This window comes from Variovorax sp. GW823-FHT04F07, from assembly GCF_058795995.1.
Window position 1 is genome coordinate 269,689 of record NZ_JBXAIG010000003.1, and the last position, 18,321, is coordinate 288,009.

Genomic DNA, 18,321 nt, shown 5'->3' on the forward strand with positions numbered 1-18,321 from the left:
GGGCCCGGCACCGCGCCCAGAATGGCCTGCTCCGCTCGCGGCTTCTTTCGCGCAAGAGCCGCCCGCCCGTTCCCCGTTTCAAGGAGCAGCGCCATGAGCTCACCCCAGCACATCCGGCAGTCCATGGACACCCTCGCGAGCCACTTCGCGACGCATCCCCAGGACGCCCTGACCCAGGACAAGCCGGCCACGGCCACGCTGGTGTCGGGCCTGCACTTTCGCGTGACCGGTCCCACGGGGGAATCCATCGCGACCGACATGCCGAAGGCCATCGGAGGCAAGGCTGAAGCGCCATCCCCCGGCTGGTTCATGCGCGCCGCCCTGGCCAGTTGCGAAACGACCGTGATCGCCATGCGGGCCGCGCAGCTCGGCATCGCATTGACGACCCTCGAAGTGGTCGTCGGCAGCCAGTCGGACAGCCGCGGCCTGCTCGGCGAGCCGGCCTCCGTGCCCGCCGGCCCCAGCCGCATGCACGTCGCGGTGCGGATCGCCGCGGAGGGCGTGCCGGAGCAGGCGTTGCGTGACCTCGTGCACTGGGCCGAGGCCCACTCCCCGGTGGGCAGTGCGCTGCGCCGGGCCGTGCCGCTCGATGTGGCGGTGCAGGTCGAGCAACCCTGACGGCACCCGCGAAAGCCGTCTTCAGGCGTAGGAACGCAGCCGCACCGCAAAGGCCGCCAGCGGCGCGATGCCGCTGGCTTCGGCGCGCTCGCACCAGTCCTGCAGCCGCTTCACGAGCTGTTCGCCAGTGGCGCCCGAGCGGCTCCACAGCGCCGTGAGCTCGCGCCGCATCGCGTACATCGTTTCCAGTGCCTGCGAAGCCACCAGCGCTTGCGTGAGCTGCGCATGGCGCGTGGCGTCGAGCGCCTTCTCTTCCTTGCCGAGCCAGGGCCGCGCGGCGCGCAAGGCACGCGCCTTGTTCGGCGCGAGCGCATGCACGCGCGCCAGCTCCTCGGTGCAGGCCTGCTTCAGCGAGCGCGAGTAGTTCGACAGCACGTCGTAGTGGTGCCGGATCACCGCCTGCACCGTGAGCAGGTCGACGGTGGCGCGCGGCGTGGTGAGGCGCGGCTTCGGCGCCAGGTGCTTCACCTTCGCCAGCCCCAGCGCCTGCAACGCGCGGATGTAGACCCAGCCGATGTCGAACTCGAACCACTTGTTCGACAGCTTGGCCGAGGTCGGGAACGCATGGTGGTTGTTGTGCAGCTCCTCGCCGCCGATCAGGAGGCCGATGGGAAAGATGTTCGTGCTCGCGTCCGACGCGGGCCAGTTGCGGTAGCCCCAGAAGTGGCCGATGCCGTTGACCACGCCGGCGGCCCAGAACGGAATCCACGCGATCTGCACGAGCAGCACCAGCGCGCCCGGCAGCACGCCGAACAGCGCCATGTCGATCAGGCCCATGCAGGTGATGCCCAGCGTCTGGTAGCGCGTGTACAGCCGCCGCTCGAGCCAGTCGTCGGGCGTGCCGTGGCCGTAGCGGCTCAGCGTCTCGGGGTTGCGCGCCTCGGCCACGTACAGCAGCACGCCGCCCCAGAGCACGCGCTTCAGGCCCACCACCTGCGGGCTGTGCGGGTCGTCGGGCGTGTCGCACTTGGCGTGGTGCTTGCGGTGCACCGCGGCCCATTGCTTGGTGACCATGCCCGTCGTCATCCAGAGCCAGAAGCGGAAGAAGTGGCTGGCAATGGGATGCAGGTCGAGCGCGCGGTGCGCCTGGTGGCGGTGCAGGAAGATGGTGACCGAGGCGATGGTGACGTGCGTCAGCGCCAGCGCGGCCAGCAGCACGCCCCACCACGGGAGATCGAGCGCGCCCGAGAAAAGAAAAGATGCCATTCGTTCGTACCTTCTGGACCCTGTGGACAACGGGCGCGATTCTCGGAAGCGCCCCGCCCGCGCGCCTTGCGCCAGATCAACGGCGGGCGCTGCGGCTGCCAGAGCGGCGCCTTGCGTGCTACGCTTCCCGGCTCCCTGCGCCCTTCCCCGTGGCGCTGGCGTTTTTTCTCCCAGCCCCCGCATGACTTCTGCCCCCCACATCGCGGTGCTCGACGACGAGGTCGACATCACGCTGCTGCTGGCCAACTACCTCCAGGGCCACGGCTACCGCGTCACCCAGATCCACGACGGCGCGGCGCTGCGCTCGCTCATGGCCGCCGACCCGGCCGACCTCGTGCTGCTGGACCTCGGCCTGCCCGGCGAAGACGGCTTTTCCATCGCCCGCCACATGCGCGAGAACTGGCGCTGCGGCCTCGTGATCGTCACCGGCCGCGGCGACCCGGTGGACAAGGTCGTGGGCCTCGAAGTGGGCGCCGACGACTACGTGACCAAGCCCTTCGACCTGCGCGAGCTGGCGGCGCGCGTCAAGGCCGTGCTGCGGCGCCTGACGCCCGACGCGTCGGCGGCCGCCGCCGCGCCCACGCCGCCCGAGCGCCTGCGCTTCGCCGGCTGGCGCCTGGACACCGCCGCGCGCAGCCTCAGCAACGCGCAGGGCGAGGCCGTGGCGCTGACCACGGGCGAGTTCGACCTGCTGTGCGCCTTCGCCCGGCACCCGGGCCGCGTGCTCTCGCGCGACTTCCTGCTCGAGCAGACGCGCGGACGCGAAGCGGCCCCTTTCGACCGCACGATCGACGTGCAGGTCGGCCGGCTGCGCAAGAAGATCGAGGCCAACGCCGACGATCCGCAGCTCATCAAGTCGGTGCGCGGCGCGGGCTACATCCTGGTGCCGCCGGTCACCCATGGCTGACGGCAACGCCCCCTCGATTCCCGGCCTGCCCTCGGGCGTCGAGGAAGGCAGCGTGTTCCGCTCGCTGTTCGCCGCGTATCCCGATTCGCTGCTGGTGGTGGACCAGTCGGGCCGCATCGTGCTGGCCAACCCCTCGGCCGCCGCCATGCTCGGCTACGCGGCCGACGAGCTCGTGGGCCTGAGCGTGGAAGCGCTCGTGCCCGACAGCATCCGCCCGCGTCACGCCGCATTCCGCGAAGCCTACGGCCGCGCGCCGCGCCCGCGCCCGATGGGCACCGACATGGAACTCGTCGCCAAGCGCAAGGACGGCAGCGAGGTGATGGTCGAGATCGCGCTGAGCCCGCTGCAGAACCAGGGCCTGCCCTTCGTGGTGGCCGCGATCCGCGACATCGGCGCCTACCCGCGCGTGAAGCAGGCGCTGCAGCGCGCGCGCTACAGCGAACACCTGGCGCAGCTGGGCCGCCTGGCGGTCGACACGCGCGACCTGCAGGTGGTGCTGGCGCAGGTGCCCGACATCGTCGCGACCGCATTGCAGGTCGAGGTGGCGATGGTGTGGCTGCTCGACGGCAGCCAGCGCGAGTTCCGCCTGGCCAGCGGCGTGGGCCTGGTCGCCGACGAGAGCGTGGGCCTGCGCATCGCCAACCGGCCCGACACCCAACCCGGCTACGTGCTCTCGCAAGGCTGCCCCGTCGTCGTGACCGACTACCGCGAGGAGCGCCGCTTCACCGTGCCGCCCGCCTACCTCGAGGCCGGGCTGGTCAGCGCGCTGGCCGTGCCGCTGTCCGACCGGGGCCGCGTGACCGGCATGCTGTCGGTGCGCGCCACCGCCGCGCGGCGCTTCGGGGACGAGGAGATCCGCTTTCTCGAATCGGTGGCGAGCCTGCTGGCCACCAGCCTGCAGCGCGTGCAGACCGAAGAGGCGCTGAACCACGCGCAGCGCCTGGAGAGCGTGGGCCAGCTCACCGGCGGCATCGCGCACGACTTCAACAACCTGCTCACCATCATCCAGGGCAACCTGCAGGTGCTCGAAGAACTGCCGCAGCTCGCGGCCGACGGCTATGCGCAGCAGCTCGTGGCCGCCGCCGCGCGCGCCAGCCGGCGCGGCGCCGAACTCACGGGCAAGCTGCTGGCCTTCTCGCGGCGCCAGATGCTGCAGCCCGACGCGGTCGACGTGCGGCAGATGCTGCACTCGCTCACCGACATGCTGCGCCGCACGCTCGATCAGCGCATCCAGATCGAGATCGACGCCGACGACCCCTGCCCCGCCGTGCGCGCCGACCCGGGCCAGCTCGAATCGGCGCTGCTGAACATCGCCATCAACGCGCGCGACGCCATGCCCGAGGGCGGGCGCCTGCACTTTCGCGCCGAGGCCTGCGACGCCCTGCCCGCCACCGTGCGCCAGGAACTGAGCGACGCCGACGCCGGCCGCCGCTTTGTCGCGCTCTCCATCGCCGACAGCGGCACCGGCATGACCGACGCGGTCATGGAACACCTCTTCGAGCCCTTCTTCACCACCAAGGAAGCCGGGCGCGGCACCGGCCTGGGCCTGAGCACGGTGTACGGCTTCGTGAAGCAGTCGCGCGGCGCCATCGCCATCGACAGCAAGCTCAACGCCGGCACCACCGTGACGCTCTACCTGCCGCAGGTCGAGGCCGATGCGACGAGCGCTGCAGCACCCGCCGATGAAGACCCCATGGAGATCGAAGCCGAGGCCACGCTGGCCCCAGGCCTGCGCGTGATGCTCGTCGAAGACGACGCCGAGGTGCGCCAGGTGGTCCACACCTTCCTCACCACGCTGGGCTGCGAGGTCGCGACCGCGGCCAACGCCGAACAGGCACTGCCTGCCATGGCCGCCGAGGCCACGCCCTTCGACCTGCTGCTGAGCGACATCGCGCTCGGCCCCGGCATGCGCGGCACGCGGCTGGCCGCCGAGGCGGTGCAACGCCAACCGCGGCTCGCGGTGCTGCTGATGTCGGGGTTCTCGGCGGAGCTGCTCGACGCCGACCGCGAAGCGCCCCCGGGCTGGGAGCTGCTGCGCAAACCGTATTCGCGCAGCGAGCTCGCACGCGCGATGGCGCGGGCGCTGCTGGCCGCGCGCGAGTGAGCGAAACCTCCTCTTACTGAAGCATCGCGGGCGCCGGCGCCAGGCAGCGCTGCACGAAGGCCGAGAGCGCGCCCACGTCGGGAATCTGCACCTCGCGCCGGCCCTTGGTGGCAAAGCCGATGACCTTGTCGCGCGCCAGCCGCGAGAGTGCGCGGCTCACGCTTTCGAGCGTCATGCCCAGGTAGTTGCCGATCTCGGCGCGCGTCATGCGCAGCGTGATCTCGTCGGTGCGCATACCGCGGTCGGCCAGCGACTCGGCCCAGTAGCGCAGGAAGTCGGCCACGCGCGCGTCGGCCGGCAAGGTGCACACCGACATCAGCGAGTCGCGGTCGTGCGCGATCTCGCGGCTCATCGCGGCGTGCAGCATCTGCAGCAGCGCGGGGTGCGTGGTGCAGGCGGCCAGCAGCGATTCGTAGGGCACGACCCAGACCTCGCCCGTGTCCATCGCCACGGCGTCGCACACGTAGCGCTGGCCCGCGATGCCGTCGAAGCCCAGCCAGTCGCCGCGGAACTTCAGGCCCACCACCTGCTCGCGGCCGTCGGCCGAGAGGTTCACGATCTTGAAGAAGCCCGAGTTCAGGATGTAGAGGTTGCCGAAGCGCTCGCCGGCCTGGTAGATCACGTCGCCCGTGTGCACCATGCGGCGCTGCGGCTGCAGCTGTTCGGCCAGCAGGCGCAGGCGCTCGGCCGTGCGGCGGCCCGCGTCTTCCTTCTGCACCGTCGGAAGGGGCCGACGCGGGAGGATGGGGTTGGGGCGGGCACTCGTGAGCATGGGGATTCCTCGGCGTTCTGTCTGTCTTGTGTAGCGTTGCCTGCGATCAGGCGATGTCTCGATGCTAGGAAGCGCGAGGCCCCGCAGTGACAACGGCCCGCATCGGTGCGTAACGTCGGGTGAATGCTCTGTGTCCGGCGTGTAACAGCGGCGCGCTCCTTGATGTGCGTCAAGGCCGGCGCGGCCTGGGTGGCTAGCCTCCGCGAGACACATGTCGAACCTTGCCATGCACCCTTCCACCGCCGCGCTGTCGCCCCAGAGAGAGGCCAGCCTGCTCGGCCGCGCCCGGCTGCTCCAGCGCGCCGCGCTCGACGGCGCCGCGCCGCCGCGGCTGCTGCGCGGCAAGAACCTCGGCCTGCTCAGCGAGACCGGCGACAGCGCCGCCCTCGCCCTGCTGCGCCAGGCCGCCGAGGAACTGGGCGCGCAGGTCGCGACCATGCGCTCCAGCCTGTCGACCGACACGCCGGTGCAGGAGCTGCAGCACACGGCGCGCATGCTCGGGCGGCTCTATGACGCGGTCGCCTGCGAGGGCATCGATGCCGCGCTGGTGCGCCAGATCGGCCAGCACGCGGGCATTCCGGTGCACGACGGCGCCGCAGCCGACAGCCACCCCACGGCCGCGCTCGCGGGGCTGCTCGGCGAGCGCACGGCGGCGGCGGACAACCGGCGGTTCGTGTTGCAGGCGTTGCTGATCGAGAGCATCGCCTGATTCGGTGGCGCGGCTGTGCTTCAGCCGCACCAGTCGGCGATGCGGTGGCTCAGGTCCATCCACAGCGCCTGCAGCGCCACAGCTGCCAACAGCACACCGGCCAGCCGCGCACCCCAGGCCTGGCGCGTGCCGCTGTCGCCCCACCCGCGCAAGCGCTGCCACAGCCACGGCGCGGCGAGCAGCGACACGCTGCTGCCCAGCGCGAACAGCGCCATCGTCGAGGCGCCCTGCATCGGCCCGTTGCCCAGCGCGGCCAGCATGAGCGCCGAATAGAGCAAGCCGCAGGGCATGGCGACCCAGAGCGTGCCCGTGGCCAGCACGCCCAGCAGCGAGCCGCCGGCCATCGGCCGCAGCCGCGCTTCGAACGCGCGCCCGGCACGCTGCGCCCACAGCGGCTGGCGGCCCGCGACGGCGAGCACCACGCCCCAGGCGAGCACGAACACATGCAGCATCACCCACAGCGGACGCCAGGCCGCGACCTGCGCGCTGGCCGCGCCCAGGCCGTGCAGGCTCGCGGCGGCGATGGCGCCGGCGGCTGCGTAGCTCGCCATGCGGCCGAGATGGAAGGCGGCCGGTGCCATGGGATGCACGGCCTGCGAGGGCCCGCCCGCCGGCACGATGCGGATCACCGCGGACGACACCGCGCCGCACATCGCTACGCAGTGCGGCCCGCCCGCGAGCCCCATCAGCAATGCGGCGCCGGCGAGTGCGGGAGAACTCATGCCTTCCTAAACCACGCGCGAAAAGCGCGTGCGCGTCGCAGCGCAGTAGCGGTCGAACACCATCGCCACGGCGCGCACGAGGAACCAGCCGGCTTCCGTGACTTCGATGGCGCGCGGCGACAGACGCACCAGCCCCTGCTCGGCCATCGGCACCAGCGCGGCACGCTCGGGGGCGAAGTAATCCGCGAAGGCGATGCCGTGCGCGGCCTCGACGGCGTCGAAGTCCACGCGGCCCCGGCACATCAGCGCCATGATGACCTCGCGGCGCAGCACGTCGTCGTCCGACAGCGCGAGCCCCTTGAGCACGGGCAGGCGGCCCTGGTCGAGCAGCGCGTAGTAGTCCTCCAGCGTCTTCGCGTTCTGGCTGTAGGTGGCGCCCACGCGGCCGATGGCCGACACGCCGAGCGCGACGAGGTCGCCGTCGGGCTGCGTGCTGTAGCCCTGGAAGTCGCGGTGCAGCCGGCCTTCGCGCTTGGCCACGGCCAGCGGATCGTCGGGCAGCGCGAAGTGGTCCATGCCGATGTAGACGTAGCCGGCCTCGGTGAGCGCCGCGATCGCGCGACCGAGCATGCGCACGCGCGTGGGGGCGTCGGGCAGCTCGTCGGCCGCGATGCGCCGCTGCGGCTTGAAGCGCTCCGGCAGGTGGGCGTAGGCATACAGCGCAATGCGGTCGGGCCGCAGCTCGCGGATCTGCGCGAGCGTGCGCTCGAACGAGGCATCGTTCTGGCGCGGCAGGCCGTAGATCAGGTCGACGTTGATCGATTTGAAACCCAGCGTGCGCGCCGCATCCATCAGCGCGAAGACCTGCGCCGCCGGCTGGATGCGGTGCACGGCCTCTTGCACGGCGGGGTCGAAGTCCTGCACGCCGAAGCTCAGGCGGTTGAAGCCGAGCGCGGCCAGCGCCCCGAGGCGCTTCGCATCGACCGTGCGCGGATCGATCTCGATCGACTGCTCGCCGCCCGGCACGAAGGCGAACGCGCGGCGCAGCAGGGCCACCAGTTCGCCCAGTTCTTCGTCGTCGAGAAAGGTCGGCGTGCCGCCGCCCAGGTGCAGCTGGCCGACCGGCGCACCGGGCCCGAGCTGCGCGACCTGCAGCGCCACTTCGCGCGCCAGGTAGTCGAGGTACTGCCGCCCGCGCTCGCGGTGCTTGGTGACGACCTTGTTGCAGGCGCAGTAGTAGCACAGCGATTCGCAGAACGGGATGTGCACGTACAGCGACAACGGCTCGCCGGCCGCATCCGCATCGCGCCGCAGGTGCAGCGCCTGCGCGTAGTCGCCAGCGCCGAAGGTCTCGACGAAACGGTCGGCCGTCGGGTACGAGGTGTAGCGCGGGCCGGGCACGTCGAAGCGGCGCAGCAGCTCGACGGGCAGCACGGACGGGGTCTCGGGAACGCAGGCCAGGGGCAGGCTCATGAAGCAGTCTCTTTCTCGGACGGCAGCGCCAGCAGCGTGGTGCACGCGCTCGAGGCCGCCGCCATCAGCCAGAACACGAAGAAGGACACGGTGTAGATGCCCTGGCGCGACATGCGCAGCGCATCGGCGCCGCAGTACGAGTGGATCGGATCGATCATCGCGAACACCAGCACCTCCATGCCGCAGGCCACGAGGAACGACGGCCACAGGATGCCGGCGATGCGGCGCATGGCACTCACTGCGCGCCCCTCCGGGGCACCGGCACATCGTCCTCGGGCGTGGCCGCGTGGTTGCGCCCGGCCTGCGCCGGCATGCGCTTCTTGTCGGCCAGCGTGCGGTTGATCTCGATGCCTTCGCGGTAGTAGTCCTCCGACACCAGCACCTCGGGCGTGCGCAGCGCCAGCCACACGGTCGCGATGCTGGCCAGCACCACGGCGGCGGGCCCCGCGATCACCAGCCAGACCAGCGGGTAGCGCCACCAGGGGCCGGAGGTCGCGGGCGCGTTCATCGGCAGGGCATCGTTCATGGGAAGACCTTTCAGCGCGGCACCAGGAAGACCGCTTTTTCGGAAACCTGCGCCGCGCCATCCGCCTGCCGGATGTCGAAGTGCACCGTGTGCGAACCGGCCGGCGCGGCGCCATAAGGCACCTGCAGCCGCACCGCCACCCAGCGCGCCTGCGCGGGCTCGACCTCGATGGCCTCGTCGGGCGAGGCCACGCTCAACCCGTCGATGCCGCGCGCGGCGATGCGGTAGTGCTGCGTGCGCTCGGTCGCGTTCATGATCTGCAGCCGGTAGACGTTCTCCAGCCGCCCGCCCTCGACGATGCGGGCCAGCGAGGCGCGGTCGCGCACCACGTCGACCTTCAGCGGCGTGCGCGCGACCAGGCTGGCGAGCAGGCCCGCCACCAGCAGCGCGAGCAACGCGGTGTAGACCAGCACGCGCGGTCGCAGCACGCGGCGCCACAGCTGGCGGCGCGACCAGCCGGCCTCCATGCCGTTCTGCGTGTCGTAGCGGATGAGGCGCGGCGCGTAGCCCATCTTGTCCATCACGCTGTCGCAGGCGTCCACGCACAGGCCGCAGCCGATGCACTCGTACTGCAGGCCCTGGCGGATGTCGATGCCGGTGGGGCACACCTGCACGCACAGGCTGCAGTCGATGCAGTCGCCCAAGGCGGCGCTGCGCGGGTCGACGTTCTTGCGGCGCGGTGCGCGCGGCTCGCCGCGCCCCGGGTCGTAGCTGACGATGAGCGTGTCGCGGTCGAACATCGCGCTCTGGAAGCGCGCGTAGGGGCACATGTACTTGCACACCTGCTCGCGCATGAAGCCGGCGTTGCCGTACGTGGCAAAGCCGTAGAAGAACACCCAGAACACTTCCCACGAGCCCATCTGCGTCTGCAGGAAGGCCATGCCCAGCTCGCGGATGGGCGTGAAGTAGCCCACGAAGGTGAAGCCGGTCCACAGCGCGATGCCGATCCAGACGAGGTGCTTGAAGGCCTTCTTCACCAGCTTCTCGAGCGAGAACGCGCCGGCATCGAGCCGGATGCGCGCGCTGCGGTTGCCTTCGATGCGCTGCTCCACCCACAAGAACATCTCGGTGTAGACGGTCTGCGGGCAGGCATAGCCGCACCACAGGCGCCCGGCCACGGCCGTGAAGAGAAAGAGGGAGAGCGCGCTGATCACCAGCAGGCCCGACAGGTAGATCAGGTCCTGCGGATACAGCACCAGCCCGAAGATGTAGAAGCGCCGCGCGGCCAGGTCGAACAGCACCATCTGCCGCTCGCCCCATTCGACCCAGGGCATGCCGTAGAACACCAGCTGCGTGAGAAAGACCATGGCCCAGCGCCAGCGCGCGAACAGGCCCTGCACGCTGCGCGGGTAGATCTTCTTCGTCGCCTCGTACAGGCCGACCTCCGGCGCGGCGGCGGGCGGCGCACTGACGATCGGGATGACCGTCTTTCGCGTCATGGCGTCCCGGTCGCAGGGTTGGACATGCCCCACACGTAGGAGGCCAGCAGCTTGATCTGGGCCTCGGTCAGGCGGCCTTCCTGCGCGGGCATGGCGCTGTGCTTGCCCTCGTTGATGATCTGCACGATGGCGGCCTCGCCGTAGCCGTGCAGCCAGATGCGGTCGTTCAGGCGCGGGGCGCCCAGCGCCGGGTTGCCCACGCCGCCGATGCCGTGGCAGGCCGCGCAGGCGGCGAACTTGGGCTTGCCCAGGCCCGCGCGCAGCGAGTCGTGCGGCTCGCCCGACAGGCTCAGCACGTAGTTGGCGACGTTCTTCACGTCGTCGGGCGTGCCGACCATCGCGGCGGCCGGCGGCATGGTGCCGATGCGGCCCTTGGTGATCGACTCGACGATCTTGTCGGGCGTGCCGCCGTGCAGCCAGTCGGCGTCGGTGAGGTTGGGAAAGCCCTTGCTGCCGCGCGCGTCGGAACCGTGGCACTGCGCGCAGTTGTTCATGAACAGGCGCTCGCCGATGGCGCGGGCCTGCGGGTCGCGCGCGACCTCCTCCAGGGGCATGGGCGCGTAGCGCGCGTACACCGGCGCCAGTGCCTGCGTGGCCTTGGCCACGTCCTGCTGGTACTCGGCGCGCGAGCTCCAGTCGTTCGTGCCGCGGAAGCTGCCCAGGCCCGGGAACACGGCCAGGTAGCCGAGCGAGAAGACGATGGTCAGCACGAACAGGCCCACCCACCACAGCGGCAGCGGATTGTTGGCTTCGCGCAGGTCTTCGTCCCACACATGGCCGGTGGTGTTGTCGGCGTCGGAGGGCACGCGCTTGCGCGCCGTGAGCCACAAGAGCAGCACGCAGCCCAGGATGCTCAGCAGCGAGGCCACGGCCACGTAGCTGGACCAGAAGTTGTTGATGAAATCGCTCATCGTGGGGCTCCCTTCAGTCCTGCTCGAACGGCAACCGCGCTGCTTCGGCGAAGCGCTGCGTGTTGCGGCGCGAACAGGCCCAGGCCACGATGCCGATGAAGACGACGAAGCAGGCGATGGTGGCGGCGATGCGCAGGGTGGTGATGTCGGTCATGGGGCGTTGCCTGTTCTTTCTTCTTACTTGAGCGCCAGGCCCAGCGACTGCAGGTAGGCCACGGTGGCGTCCATGTCGGTCTTGCCGGCGACCTCGTCGGCGGCCTTGGCAATCTCTTCGTCGGTGTAGGGCACGCCCACCGTGCGCAGCGCGCGCATGCGGGTGGCGATGCTGCCGGCGTCGACCAGCCCCTTCTCCAGCCACGGGTAGGCCGGCATGTTCGACTCGGGCACGAGGTCGCGCGGGTTGTTCAGGTGGATGCGGTGCCACTCGTCGCTGTACTTGCCGCCCACGCGGTGCAGGTCGGGGCCGGTGCGCTTGCTGCCCCATTGAAAGGGGTGGTCGTACACGAACTCGCCGGCCACCGAGTAGTGGCCGTAGCGCAGCGTCTCCGAGCGGAAGGGGCGGATCATCTGCGAGTGGCAGTTGTAGCAACCCTCGCGCAGGTACACGTCGCGGCCGGCCAGCTGCAGCGGCGTGAGCGGCTTCACGCCCTCCACGGCCTCGGTGGTCGACTTCTGGAAGAACAGCGGCACGATCTCCACGAGGCCGCCGATGGCCACCACCAGCAGGATCAGCACGATCATCAGCAGGTTGTTGGTCTCGACCTTCTCGTGCGTGAAGCCGGTGGCGGCGGGCGCGGAGTTCTTGTTGTCTGGTGCGTTCATCGTGCGTCCTCAGTGGCTTCAGGCGTGGGCGGCGGCAACGGCCGGGATCTCGGCGCGCACCGAGCGCCCGGTGATCACGGTCATCCAGACGTTCCAGGCCATGACCAGCATGCCGCCCAGGTAGAGCACGCCGCCGATCACGCGCACCAGGTAGTAGGGGAAGGTGGCCTTCACGCTTTCGACGAAGGTGTAGGTCAGCGTGCCGTCGGTGTTGATCTCGCGCCACATGAGGCCCTGCATCACGCCGGCGATCCACATCGCAGCGATGTACAGCACGATGCCGATGGTGGCCATCCAGAAGTGCACGTCGATGGCGCGCACGCTGTACATGGCGAGGCGGCCGTACATGCGCGGGATCAGGTAGTAGAGCGACCCCATGGTGATGAAGCCCACCCAGCCCAGCGCGCCGGAATGCACGTGGCCCACGGTCCAGTCGGTGTAGTGGCTCAGGGCGTTGACGGTCTTGATCGACATCAGCGGGCCCTCGAAGGTCGACATGCCGTAGAACGACAGCGCGACGATCAGAAAGCGCAGGATCGGGTCGGTGCGCAGCTTGTGCCAGGCGCCCGAGAGCGTCATCACGCCGTTGATCATGCCGCCCCAGCTGGGCGCGAGAAGGATGAGCGAGAACACCATGCCCAGCGACTGCGTCCAGTCGGGCAGCGCGGTGTAGTGCAGGTGGTGCGGGCCGGCCCACATGTAGGTGAAGATCAGCGCCCAGAAGTGCACGATCGACAGCCGGTACGAATACACCGGGCGCCCCGCCTGCTTGGGGATGTAGTAGTACATCATTCCCAGGAAGCCGGCCGTGAGGAAGAAGCCCACGGCGTTGTGGCCGTACCACCACTGCACCATCGCGTCCTGCACGCCGGCGTAGGCCGAGTAGCTCTTCATCCAGCCGGCCGGAATGGCCGCGCTGTTGACGATGTGAAGCAGTGCCACCGCGATGATGAAGGCGCCGTAGAACCAGTTGGCCACGTAGATGTGGCGCACCTTGCGCAGGCCGATGGTGCCGAAGAACACGATGGCGCAGGCCACCCAGACCACCGCGATCAGGATGTCGATGGGCCACTCGAGCTCGGCGTATTCCTTGCCGCTGGTGTAGCCCAGCGGCAGGCTGATGGCGGCGGCGACGATCACCAGCTGCCAGCCCCAGAACACGAACGAGGCCAGCGCCGGCGCGAACAGCCGCACCTGGCAGGTGCGCTGCACGACGTGGAAGCTCGTGGCCATGAGCGCGCAGCCGCCGAAGGCGAAGATCACCGCGTTGGTGTGCAGCGGACGCAGGCGGCCGTAGCTGAGCCAGGGAATGCCGAGGTTGAGTTCGGGCCAGGTCAGCTGCGAGGCGATGATCACGCCGACCAGCATGCCGACCACCCCCCAGACCACCGACATGAGTGCGAACTGCCGCACGACGGTGTCGTCGTAGATGGCCGCGGGAGGGTGCGTGGTCTGCTGCATCGTGGTGCCCGTGAATGTGATTTGCGGGCAGTGTCTGCCCGCGTCGCCCGGGCAGGCTTGATGCAGATCAAGCCCGCTCCGTTCTCCACTGCGGCTTGTATCGACGGCGGCACACGAGCTCGAACGATGCCGAAGGCCGCGGAGCAGGCCGTGTCAGAACACCCGCGGAACTGGCTATGCCAGGCCGCAGGGTGTGCCCCCTGCAAGGGAGTTGGCGAAGCGACACGAAGTGCGCGTAGCCTGGGGGTTAGTCATTCTTCAGGATGCGGTCGCCTTCGACCTCGATGTCCTCGAACTGGCCGCGCTCGATGGCCCACCAAAGGCCTCCGAGGATCGCCAGAACGAGCACCACCGACAGCGGCACGAGCAGGAACAGAACGTCCATCTCAGGCCACCGCCGCCTTCCGCGGCGCGGCCAGGCGCGCCGCGTTGAGCACCACCAGCAATGAGCTTGCCGCCATGCCCAGCCCCGCGAGCCAGGGCGGCAGCCAGCCGGCCACGGCCAGCGGCACGCACACGGCGTTGTAGGCCGCGGCCCAGAACAGGTTCTGGCGCACCACGCGCAGCGTGCGGCGCGCCTGCGCCACGGCCGCGGGAATGGCCTGCAGCGCATCGCCGAGCACCACGAAGTCGGCACGTGCGCGTGACAGCGGCACGGCGTGGCCGAAGGCGAACGAGGCGTTGGCGCGCGCCAGGCTCGGGCCGTCGTTCAGGCCGTCGCCGACCATCGCCACCTCGCGCCCGGCCGCCTGCAGCTGCCACAGCACCTCGAGCTTGTCTTCGGGTGCGCAGTCGCCCTGCACCGCCGCGATGCCGGCCTGCGCGCCGATGGCACGCGCCGCGTTCTCGCGGTCGCCCGAGAGCAGGCGCACCGACAGCCCCTGCGCCTGCAGCGCCGCCACGGCCTGCGTGGCGTCGGGGCGCAGCTCCTCGGCGAGCACGAAGCTGGCGAGCCAGCCTTCGTCGTCGCTCAGGTGGATCTGCGCCGCATCGACCTGCAGCGGCGGCACCTCGCAGAAGGCCGCCGAGCCCAATCGCACGGGGCGTGCGCCGTGGTCGTCCACTGCATCGCGCCGGTGCAGCGAGGCCGCCACGCCCTGCCCCACCGTCTCGCGCAGCTGCGTCGCCGACCAGGCCGGCGGCGCGCGGAACTGCGCCTGCCAGGCGTTGACGAGCGCGCGCGCCGCCGGGTGCAGCGACAGCGCGGCGAGCGCCGCGCCGATCTCCAGCGCATCGCCGGGGCGCAGGCCCTGGCGGCAGTACACGCGCTCCAGGCGCGGCGTGTCGCCCGTGAGCGTGCCGGTCTTGTCGAACACCACGGTGTCGACGCCGGCCAGCGCTTCGAGCGCCTGCAGGTTCGAGGTGAGCACGCCGCCGCGCGCCAGAGCGCCCGCGCTCGCGAGCATCGCGGCGGGCGTGGCGAGCGACAACGCGCACGGGCAGGTGACGATCAGCACCGCCACCGCGACCATCAGCGCCTTGCCGGGGTCGACCGCCCACCACAGCGCGCCCGCGCCGAACGCGCAAGCCAGCACCGCGATGAGAAAGGGCCGCGCCACGCGGTCGGCGAGCCGGGCCAGGCGCGGTTTGTCGAGCGCGGCGTTTTCCATGAGCCGCACGATCTGCGCGAAGCGCGTGCCCTCGCCCACCGAGGCGATGCGCACCTGCACCACGGCCGAGAGGTTGTGGCTGCCCGCGAGCACGCGGTCGCCGCAGGGGCGCGGCACGGGGCGCGACTCGCCGGTGAGCAGCGCTTCGTCGACGGTGGTGTCGCCGTCGATCACCGTGCCGTCGGCCGGAAAGGCCTCGCCGGGACGCACGCGCACCACGTCGCCCGCCGCGAGCCGGCGCACCGCCACGCGCGTCCATTCGCCGTCGGGCCCGAGGCGCTCCACGCTGTCGGGCAGCCGGTGCATCAGCGCCTCGAGCGCGCCGGCCGTGCGGTCGCGCAGCCGCGCCTCGAGCCAGCGGCCGGTGAGCAGGAAGAAGACGAACATCGTCAGCGAGTCGAAGTAGACCTCGTGCCCCAGTGGCCCCGTGGGGTCGAAGGTGGCGGCGGTGCTCACGACGAAGGTGATGACGACGCCGAAGGTCACGGGCAGGTCCATGCCGACGCGGCCGATGCGCAGGTCGCGCCAGGCGCTGCGAAAGAAGGGCCCGCACGAGAACAGCACCACGGGCAGGCTGAGCACCCACGAGGCCCAGCGCAGCAGCTGCGCCGCATCGGCCGTCATGTCGCCGGGGCGTGCGACGTAGGCCGGGTAGGCGTACATCATCACCTGCATCATGCAAAAGCCCGCGACCAGCCAGCGCCACAGCGCCATGCGCAGTTCGCGCGTGCGCGTCTCGCGCGCGCTGCGGCTGCCGGCCGGCAGCAGGGGGTAGCCCGCGCGCGCGCTGGCCTCGAACCAGCGCGAAGGCCGCGTGGCCGTGGCCGACCACACGACGCGCGCGCGCCGGCTGGCGGCATTCACCTGCACCTCGGTCACGCCGGGCACCTGCGCCAGCGCGGCCTCGACGGTGAAGGCGCAGCCCGCGCAGTGCATGCCCTCGACCGCCACCTGCGATTCCCAGCGGCTCGAGCCCGCCTCCAGCGGGCGGCCGAACGCGGCCCACTCGGCGGGGTCGTCGAGCAGCTGCCAGGCGTCGGCGCGGGCATCGGCCCCCGCGGACGACGGAACGGACGGAAACGGCGCGAGCGCGGCGGAAGCTTGCATCGGGGCAGGCTAAATGCCGGGCCGATGCAAGCGTTTGATCTGCATCAAGGTTCGTTGCGGCGGCCGGGGCCGCGCAGGACCTTCAGGCGGGTGTCTTCGCGGACTCCAGCTCCACCGGCGGCGTGCCGGCCTTGAACATGCTCGCCAGCTGCTTGCGCAGTTCGGGCGTGTCGGTGTGGCCGTGCACGGCCACGGCGTGCTGGACGGCGGCATCGAGCAGTTCGCCTTCGGAATCGGCGCAGAGCGCGACACTGCAGTTCATCGTGCTCGGGTACTCGCGGCAGTCGATGTATTGGCGGGACATGGCGCCTCCTTTGTCCTTACGGACGTGCTTCGAAGATCAGGTTGAAAGGCGTCTCGCTGGCTCGGCGGAAATGCGAGAAGCCGCCCTGCGAGACGACGTCGCGCAGGCGCGCCTCGCCGGCCTGCGCGCCCAGGCACAGGCCCACTTCCTGCGAACGCGAGGCCGGCGTGCAGATGAAGCTGGAGGCCGAATAGAACACGCGCCCCACCGGGTTGATGTTGTCCTCCAGCCGGTCGTTGGCAAAGGGCTCGACGATCATCCACGTGCCCTGCGGCTTGAGGGTGCGCCGCACGTGCGCGGCCGCGCCGACGGGATCGCCCATGTCGTGCAGGCAGTCGAAGACGGCGACCAGGTCGTAGTCTTCGCCGGGGAAATCCTTGGCGCTCGCGACCTCGAAGCGCAGGCGCTTTTCATCGTCGACGCCGGCCTTGCGCGCGGTTTCGCGGGCGCGTTCGATCGACGGCGCGTGGTAGTCGAAGCCGACGAAGCTGGATTGGGGATAGGCCTGCGCCATCAGCAGCGTCGAAGCGCCGTGCCCGCAGCCCACGTCGGCCACGCGCGCGCCGCGTTTCAGCAAGGGCTCGATGCCTTCGAGCGCCGGAATCCACTGGCTCACCAGGTTGGCCGCGTAGCCGGGCCGGAAGAAGCGCTCGGTGCCATGGAACAGGGCCGCGTCGTGCTCGTGCCAGCCGATGCCCAGGCCCGTGCGCATGGCCTGGACCATCTTGGGAATGATCTTGAACTGGGCCACGGCGATCTGGAACGCGCCGGGCACGAAGGCCGGGCTGCCTTCCTCGGCCAGCGCGAAGGCCTGTTCCTCGGTCAGCGAGAACAGCTCCCCTTTCGGGTCGTACTCGACGTAGCCGCTGGCGGCCTGGGCCGAGAGCCATTCACGCAGGTAGCGCGGGTCGGTCTCGGTGCGGCGGGCCAGCTGCTCCGCGGTGGCGGGGCCTTCGGCCAGCGCCTTGTACAGGCCGAGCTGGTCGCCCACGACGATGGTGGCCGCATGCATCACGGCCCCGATGTCGTGGACGAAGTTACCCATGAACGCGTTAAGCCGTGTTTCGTCGATGGCCATGTGTATCCCCTTCGTCGACAAGCGACTGGCGCGCCCGCTGCCTGCCTATACTGAATTCGAGGCAAAGGGCCTGCGAGCATCCTGTCTCTCGATGCGTGCGGGCGCCATACGCAGCAATGCGTATGCACCGTGAAAGGGCATGCCATGACGCACCTGTCGCGCAACGATTGGGCGAGCGCACTTCGCCTGCTGGACAAACTGGAGTCCGGCCATGTGCCCGTGCGGCATCGCAGCGCCGACGCGCATCCCACGCGCACCACCCGCCGCATCGCCAAGGCACCGGGCCGGCGCGAATTGCGCCGCGCCGCCCTGCAGGCCGACTACTGCCGGCGCGTGGGGCTGGAGCATGCGATGGCGGTGGCCTTCCTGTACCGGCTGGCCTGCCGCGCCCCGATGCCGTTGCCGGATGCGCAGCCTGCCGGCCTCACGCCGCGCGAGGGCGATGTCATGCACTGGCTCTCGCAGGGCAAGACCGATGCCGAGATCGCCGCCCTGCTGACGATCAGCCCCCGCACCGTGCACAAGCACCTGGAGCATGTCTACGTGAAGCTGGGCGTGGAGACGCGCACGGCCGCCGTGATGCGCGCGCTCGCCATGGGCCGATCTGTCTGA

The 18,321-nt window shown here is 70.5% G+C and carries 20 protein-coding genes; 5 read left to right on the top strand and 15 right to left on the bottom strand.

Annotated features, from left to right (window positions below):
* Nucleotides 1–93 precede the first annotated feature (93 nt).
* A complete protein-coding gene (locus AC1RAA_RS16575) occupies nt 94–618 on the top strand; it encodes an OsmC family protein (RefSeq protein WP_492731208.1) in 525 nt (174 codons plus the stop codon).
* A gap of 21 nt (nt 619–639) precedes the next feature.
* On the opposite strand, the gene AC1RAA_RS16580 is transcribed toward AC1RAA_RS16575, so the two are convergent.
* Nucleotides 640–1,824, bottom strand: coding sequence for a DesA family fatty acid desaturase (locus AC1RAA_RS16580; RefSeq protein WP_070062100.1), 1,185 nt, complete (start codon nt 1,822–1,824; stop codon nt 640–642).
* A gap of 181 nt (nt 1,825–2,005) precedes the next feature.
* Between AC1RAA_RS16580 and AC1RAA_RS16585 the strand changes: the two genes are divergently transcribed.
* Both AC1RAA_RS16585 and AC1RAA_RS16590 read left to right on the top strand, forming a co-directional pair.
* Nucleotides 2,006–2,731 carry a winged helix-turn-helix domain-containing protein gene (locus AC1RAA_RS16585; protein WP_070062099.1) on the top strand — a complete coding sequence of 242 codons (726 nt, stop codon included), beginning with the start codon at nt 2,006–2,008 and terminating at the stop codon, nt 2,729–2,731.
* Nucleotides 2,724–4,835, top strand: a complete 2,112-nt coding sequence (locus tag AC1RAA_RS16590; protein ID WP_492731206.1) for a PAS domain S-box protein — start codon at nt 2,724–2,726, stop codon at nt 4,833–4,835. Before AC1RAA_RS16585 ends, AC1RAA_RS16590 begins: the two co-directional genes overlap by 8 nt.
* A 13-nt stretch (nt 4,836–4,848) precedes the next feature.
* Here the strand turns inward: AC1RAA_RS16590 and AC1RAA_RS16595 are convergent, their stop codons facing one another.
* Nucleotides 4,849–5,607 carry a Crp/Fnr family transcriptional regulator gene (locus AC1RAA_RS16595; protein ID WP_492731204.1) on the bottom strand — a complete coding sequence of 253 codons (759 nt, stop codon included), beginning with the start codon at nt 5,605–5,607 and terminating at the stop codon, nt 4,849–4,851.
* A gap of 226 nt (nt 5,608–5,833) precedes the next feature.
* On the opposite strand from AC1RAA_RS16595, the gene AC1RAA_RS16600 reads away from it, so the two are divergent.
* Nucleotides 5,834–6,316, top strand: coding sequence for a Rossmann-fold NAD(P)-binding domain-containing protein (locus tag AC1RAA_RS16600; RefSeq protein ID WP_223301389.1), 483 nt, complete (start codon nt 5,834–5,836; stop codon nt 6,314–6,316).
* 20 nt (nt 6,317–6,336) lie between these two features.
* On the opposite strand, the gene AC1RAA_RS16605 is transcribed toward AC1RAA_RS16600, so the two are convergent.
* From AC1RAA_RS16605 to AC1RAA_RS16665, 13 genes are all read right to left on the bottom strand, one after another.
* The gene (locus AC1RAA_RS16605) at nt 6,337–7,038 is read right to left on the bottom strand and encodes a sulfite exporter TauE/SafE family protein (RefSeq protein WP_492731202.1); all 702 of its coding nucleotides are present in this window, start codon (nt 7,036–7,038) and stop codon (nt 6,337–6,339) included.
* Nucleotides 7,039–7,044: 6 nt separating this feature from the next.
* A complete protein-coding gene (gene hemN / locus AC1RAA_RS16610) occupies nt 7,045–8,451 on the bottom strand; it encodes an oxygen-independent coproporphyrinogen III oxidase (protein WP_492731200.1) in 1,407 nt (468 codons plus the stop codon).
* Entirely contained in the window at nt 8,448–8,681 is a 234-nt protein-coding gene (locus AC1RAA_RS16615) for a hypothetical protein (RefSeq protein WP_223301390.1), read from the bottom strand. Before AC1RAA_RS16615 ends, hemN begins: the two co-directional genes overlap by 4 nt.
* A gap of 5 nt (nt 8,682–8,686) precedes the next feature.
* Complete coding sequence (locus AC1RAA_RS16620) at nt 8,687–8,977, bottom strand: FixH family protein (RefSeq protein ID WP_070062094.1); 291 nt, start codon at nt 8,975–8,977, stop codon at nt 8,687–8,689.
* 11 nt (nt 8,978–8,988) lie between these two features.
* Entirely contained in the window at nt 8,989–10,416 is a 1,428-nt protein-coding gene (ccoG, locus tag AC1RAA_RS16625) for a cytochrome c oxidase accessory protein CcoG (protein ID WP_492731198.1), read from the bottom strand.
* Nucleotides 10,413–11,327: a cytochrome-c oxidase, cbb3-type subunit III gene (gene ccoP / locus AC1RAA_RS16630; protein ID WP_159273071.1), complete on the bottom strand. Its 915-nt coding sequence runs from the start codon at nt 11,325–11,327 to the stop codon at nt 10,413–10,415. The genes ccoG and ccoP overlap by 4 nt, the downstream gene beginning before the upstream one ends.
* 13 nt (nt 11,328–11,340) lie before the next feature.
* Nucleotides 11,341–11,481 (bottom strand): cbb3-type cytochrome oxidase subunit 3, encoded by a 141-nt coding sequence (locus AC1RAA_RS16635; RefSeq protein WP_062481697.1) that lies wholly within the window; start codon nt 11,479–11,481, stop codon nt 11,341–11,343.
* A gap of 23 nt (nt 11,482–11,504) precedes the next feature.
* Entirely contained in the window at nt 11,505–12,149 is a 645-nt protein-coding gene (gene ccoO, locus AC1RAA_RS16640) for a cytochrome-c oxidase, cbb3-type subunit II (protein ID WP_070062091.1), read from the bottom strand.
* A gap of 18 nt (nt 12,150–12,167) precedes the next feature.
* Nucleotides 12,168–13,610, bottom strand: a complete 1,443-nt coding sequence (gene ccoN, locus AC1RAA_RS16645) for a cytochrome-c oxidase, cbb3-type subunit I (protein WP_492731195.1) — start codon at nt 13,608–13,610, stop codon at nt 12,168–12,170.
* A 247-nt stretch (nt 13,611–13,857) separates the two neighbouring features.
* Nucleotides 13,858–13,995 carry a cbb3-type cytochrome oxidase assembly protein CcoS gene (gene ccoS / locus AC1RAA_RS16650; protein WP_095948759.1) on the bottom strand — a complete coding sequence of 46 codons (138 nt, stop codon included), beginning with the start codon at nt 13,993–13,995 and terminating at the stop codon, nt 13,858–13,860.
* 1 nt (nt 13,996) lies between these two features.
* Nucleotides 13,997–16,327: a heavy metal translocating P-type ATPase gene (locus tag AC1RAA_RS16655; RefSeq protein ID WP_492731193.1), complete on the bottom strand. Its 2,331-nt coding sequence runs from the start codon at nt 16,325–16,327 to the stop codon at nt 13,997–13,999.
* 82 nt (nt 16,328–16,409) lie between these two features.
* Nucleotides 16,410–16,631 (bottom strand): DUF1059 domain-containing protein, encoded by a 222-nt coding sequence (locus AC1RAA_RS16660; protein ID WP_492731191.1) that lies wholly within the window; start codon nt 16,629–16,631, stop codon nt 16,410–16,412.
* Nucleotides 16,632–16,647: 16 nt separating this feature from the next.
* Nucleotides 16,648–17,709, bottom strand: a complete 1,062-nt coding sequence (locus AC1RAA_RS16665) for a class I SAM-dependent methyltransferase (protein WP_492731189.1) — start codon at nt 17,707–17,709, stop codon at nt 16,648–16,650.
* A gap of 144 nt (nt 17,710–17,853) precedes the next feature.
* Between AC1RAA_RS16665 and AC1RAA_RS16670 the strand changes: the two genes are divergently transcribed.
* Nucleotides 17,854–18,321, top strand: coding sequence for a helix-turn-helix transcriptional regulator (locus AC1RAA_RS16670; protein ID WP_492731187.1), 468 nt, complete (start codon nt 17,854–17,856; stop codon nt 18,319–18,321).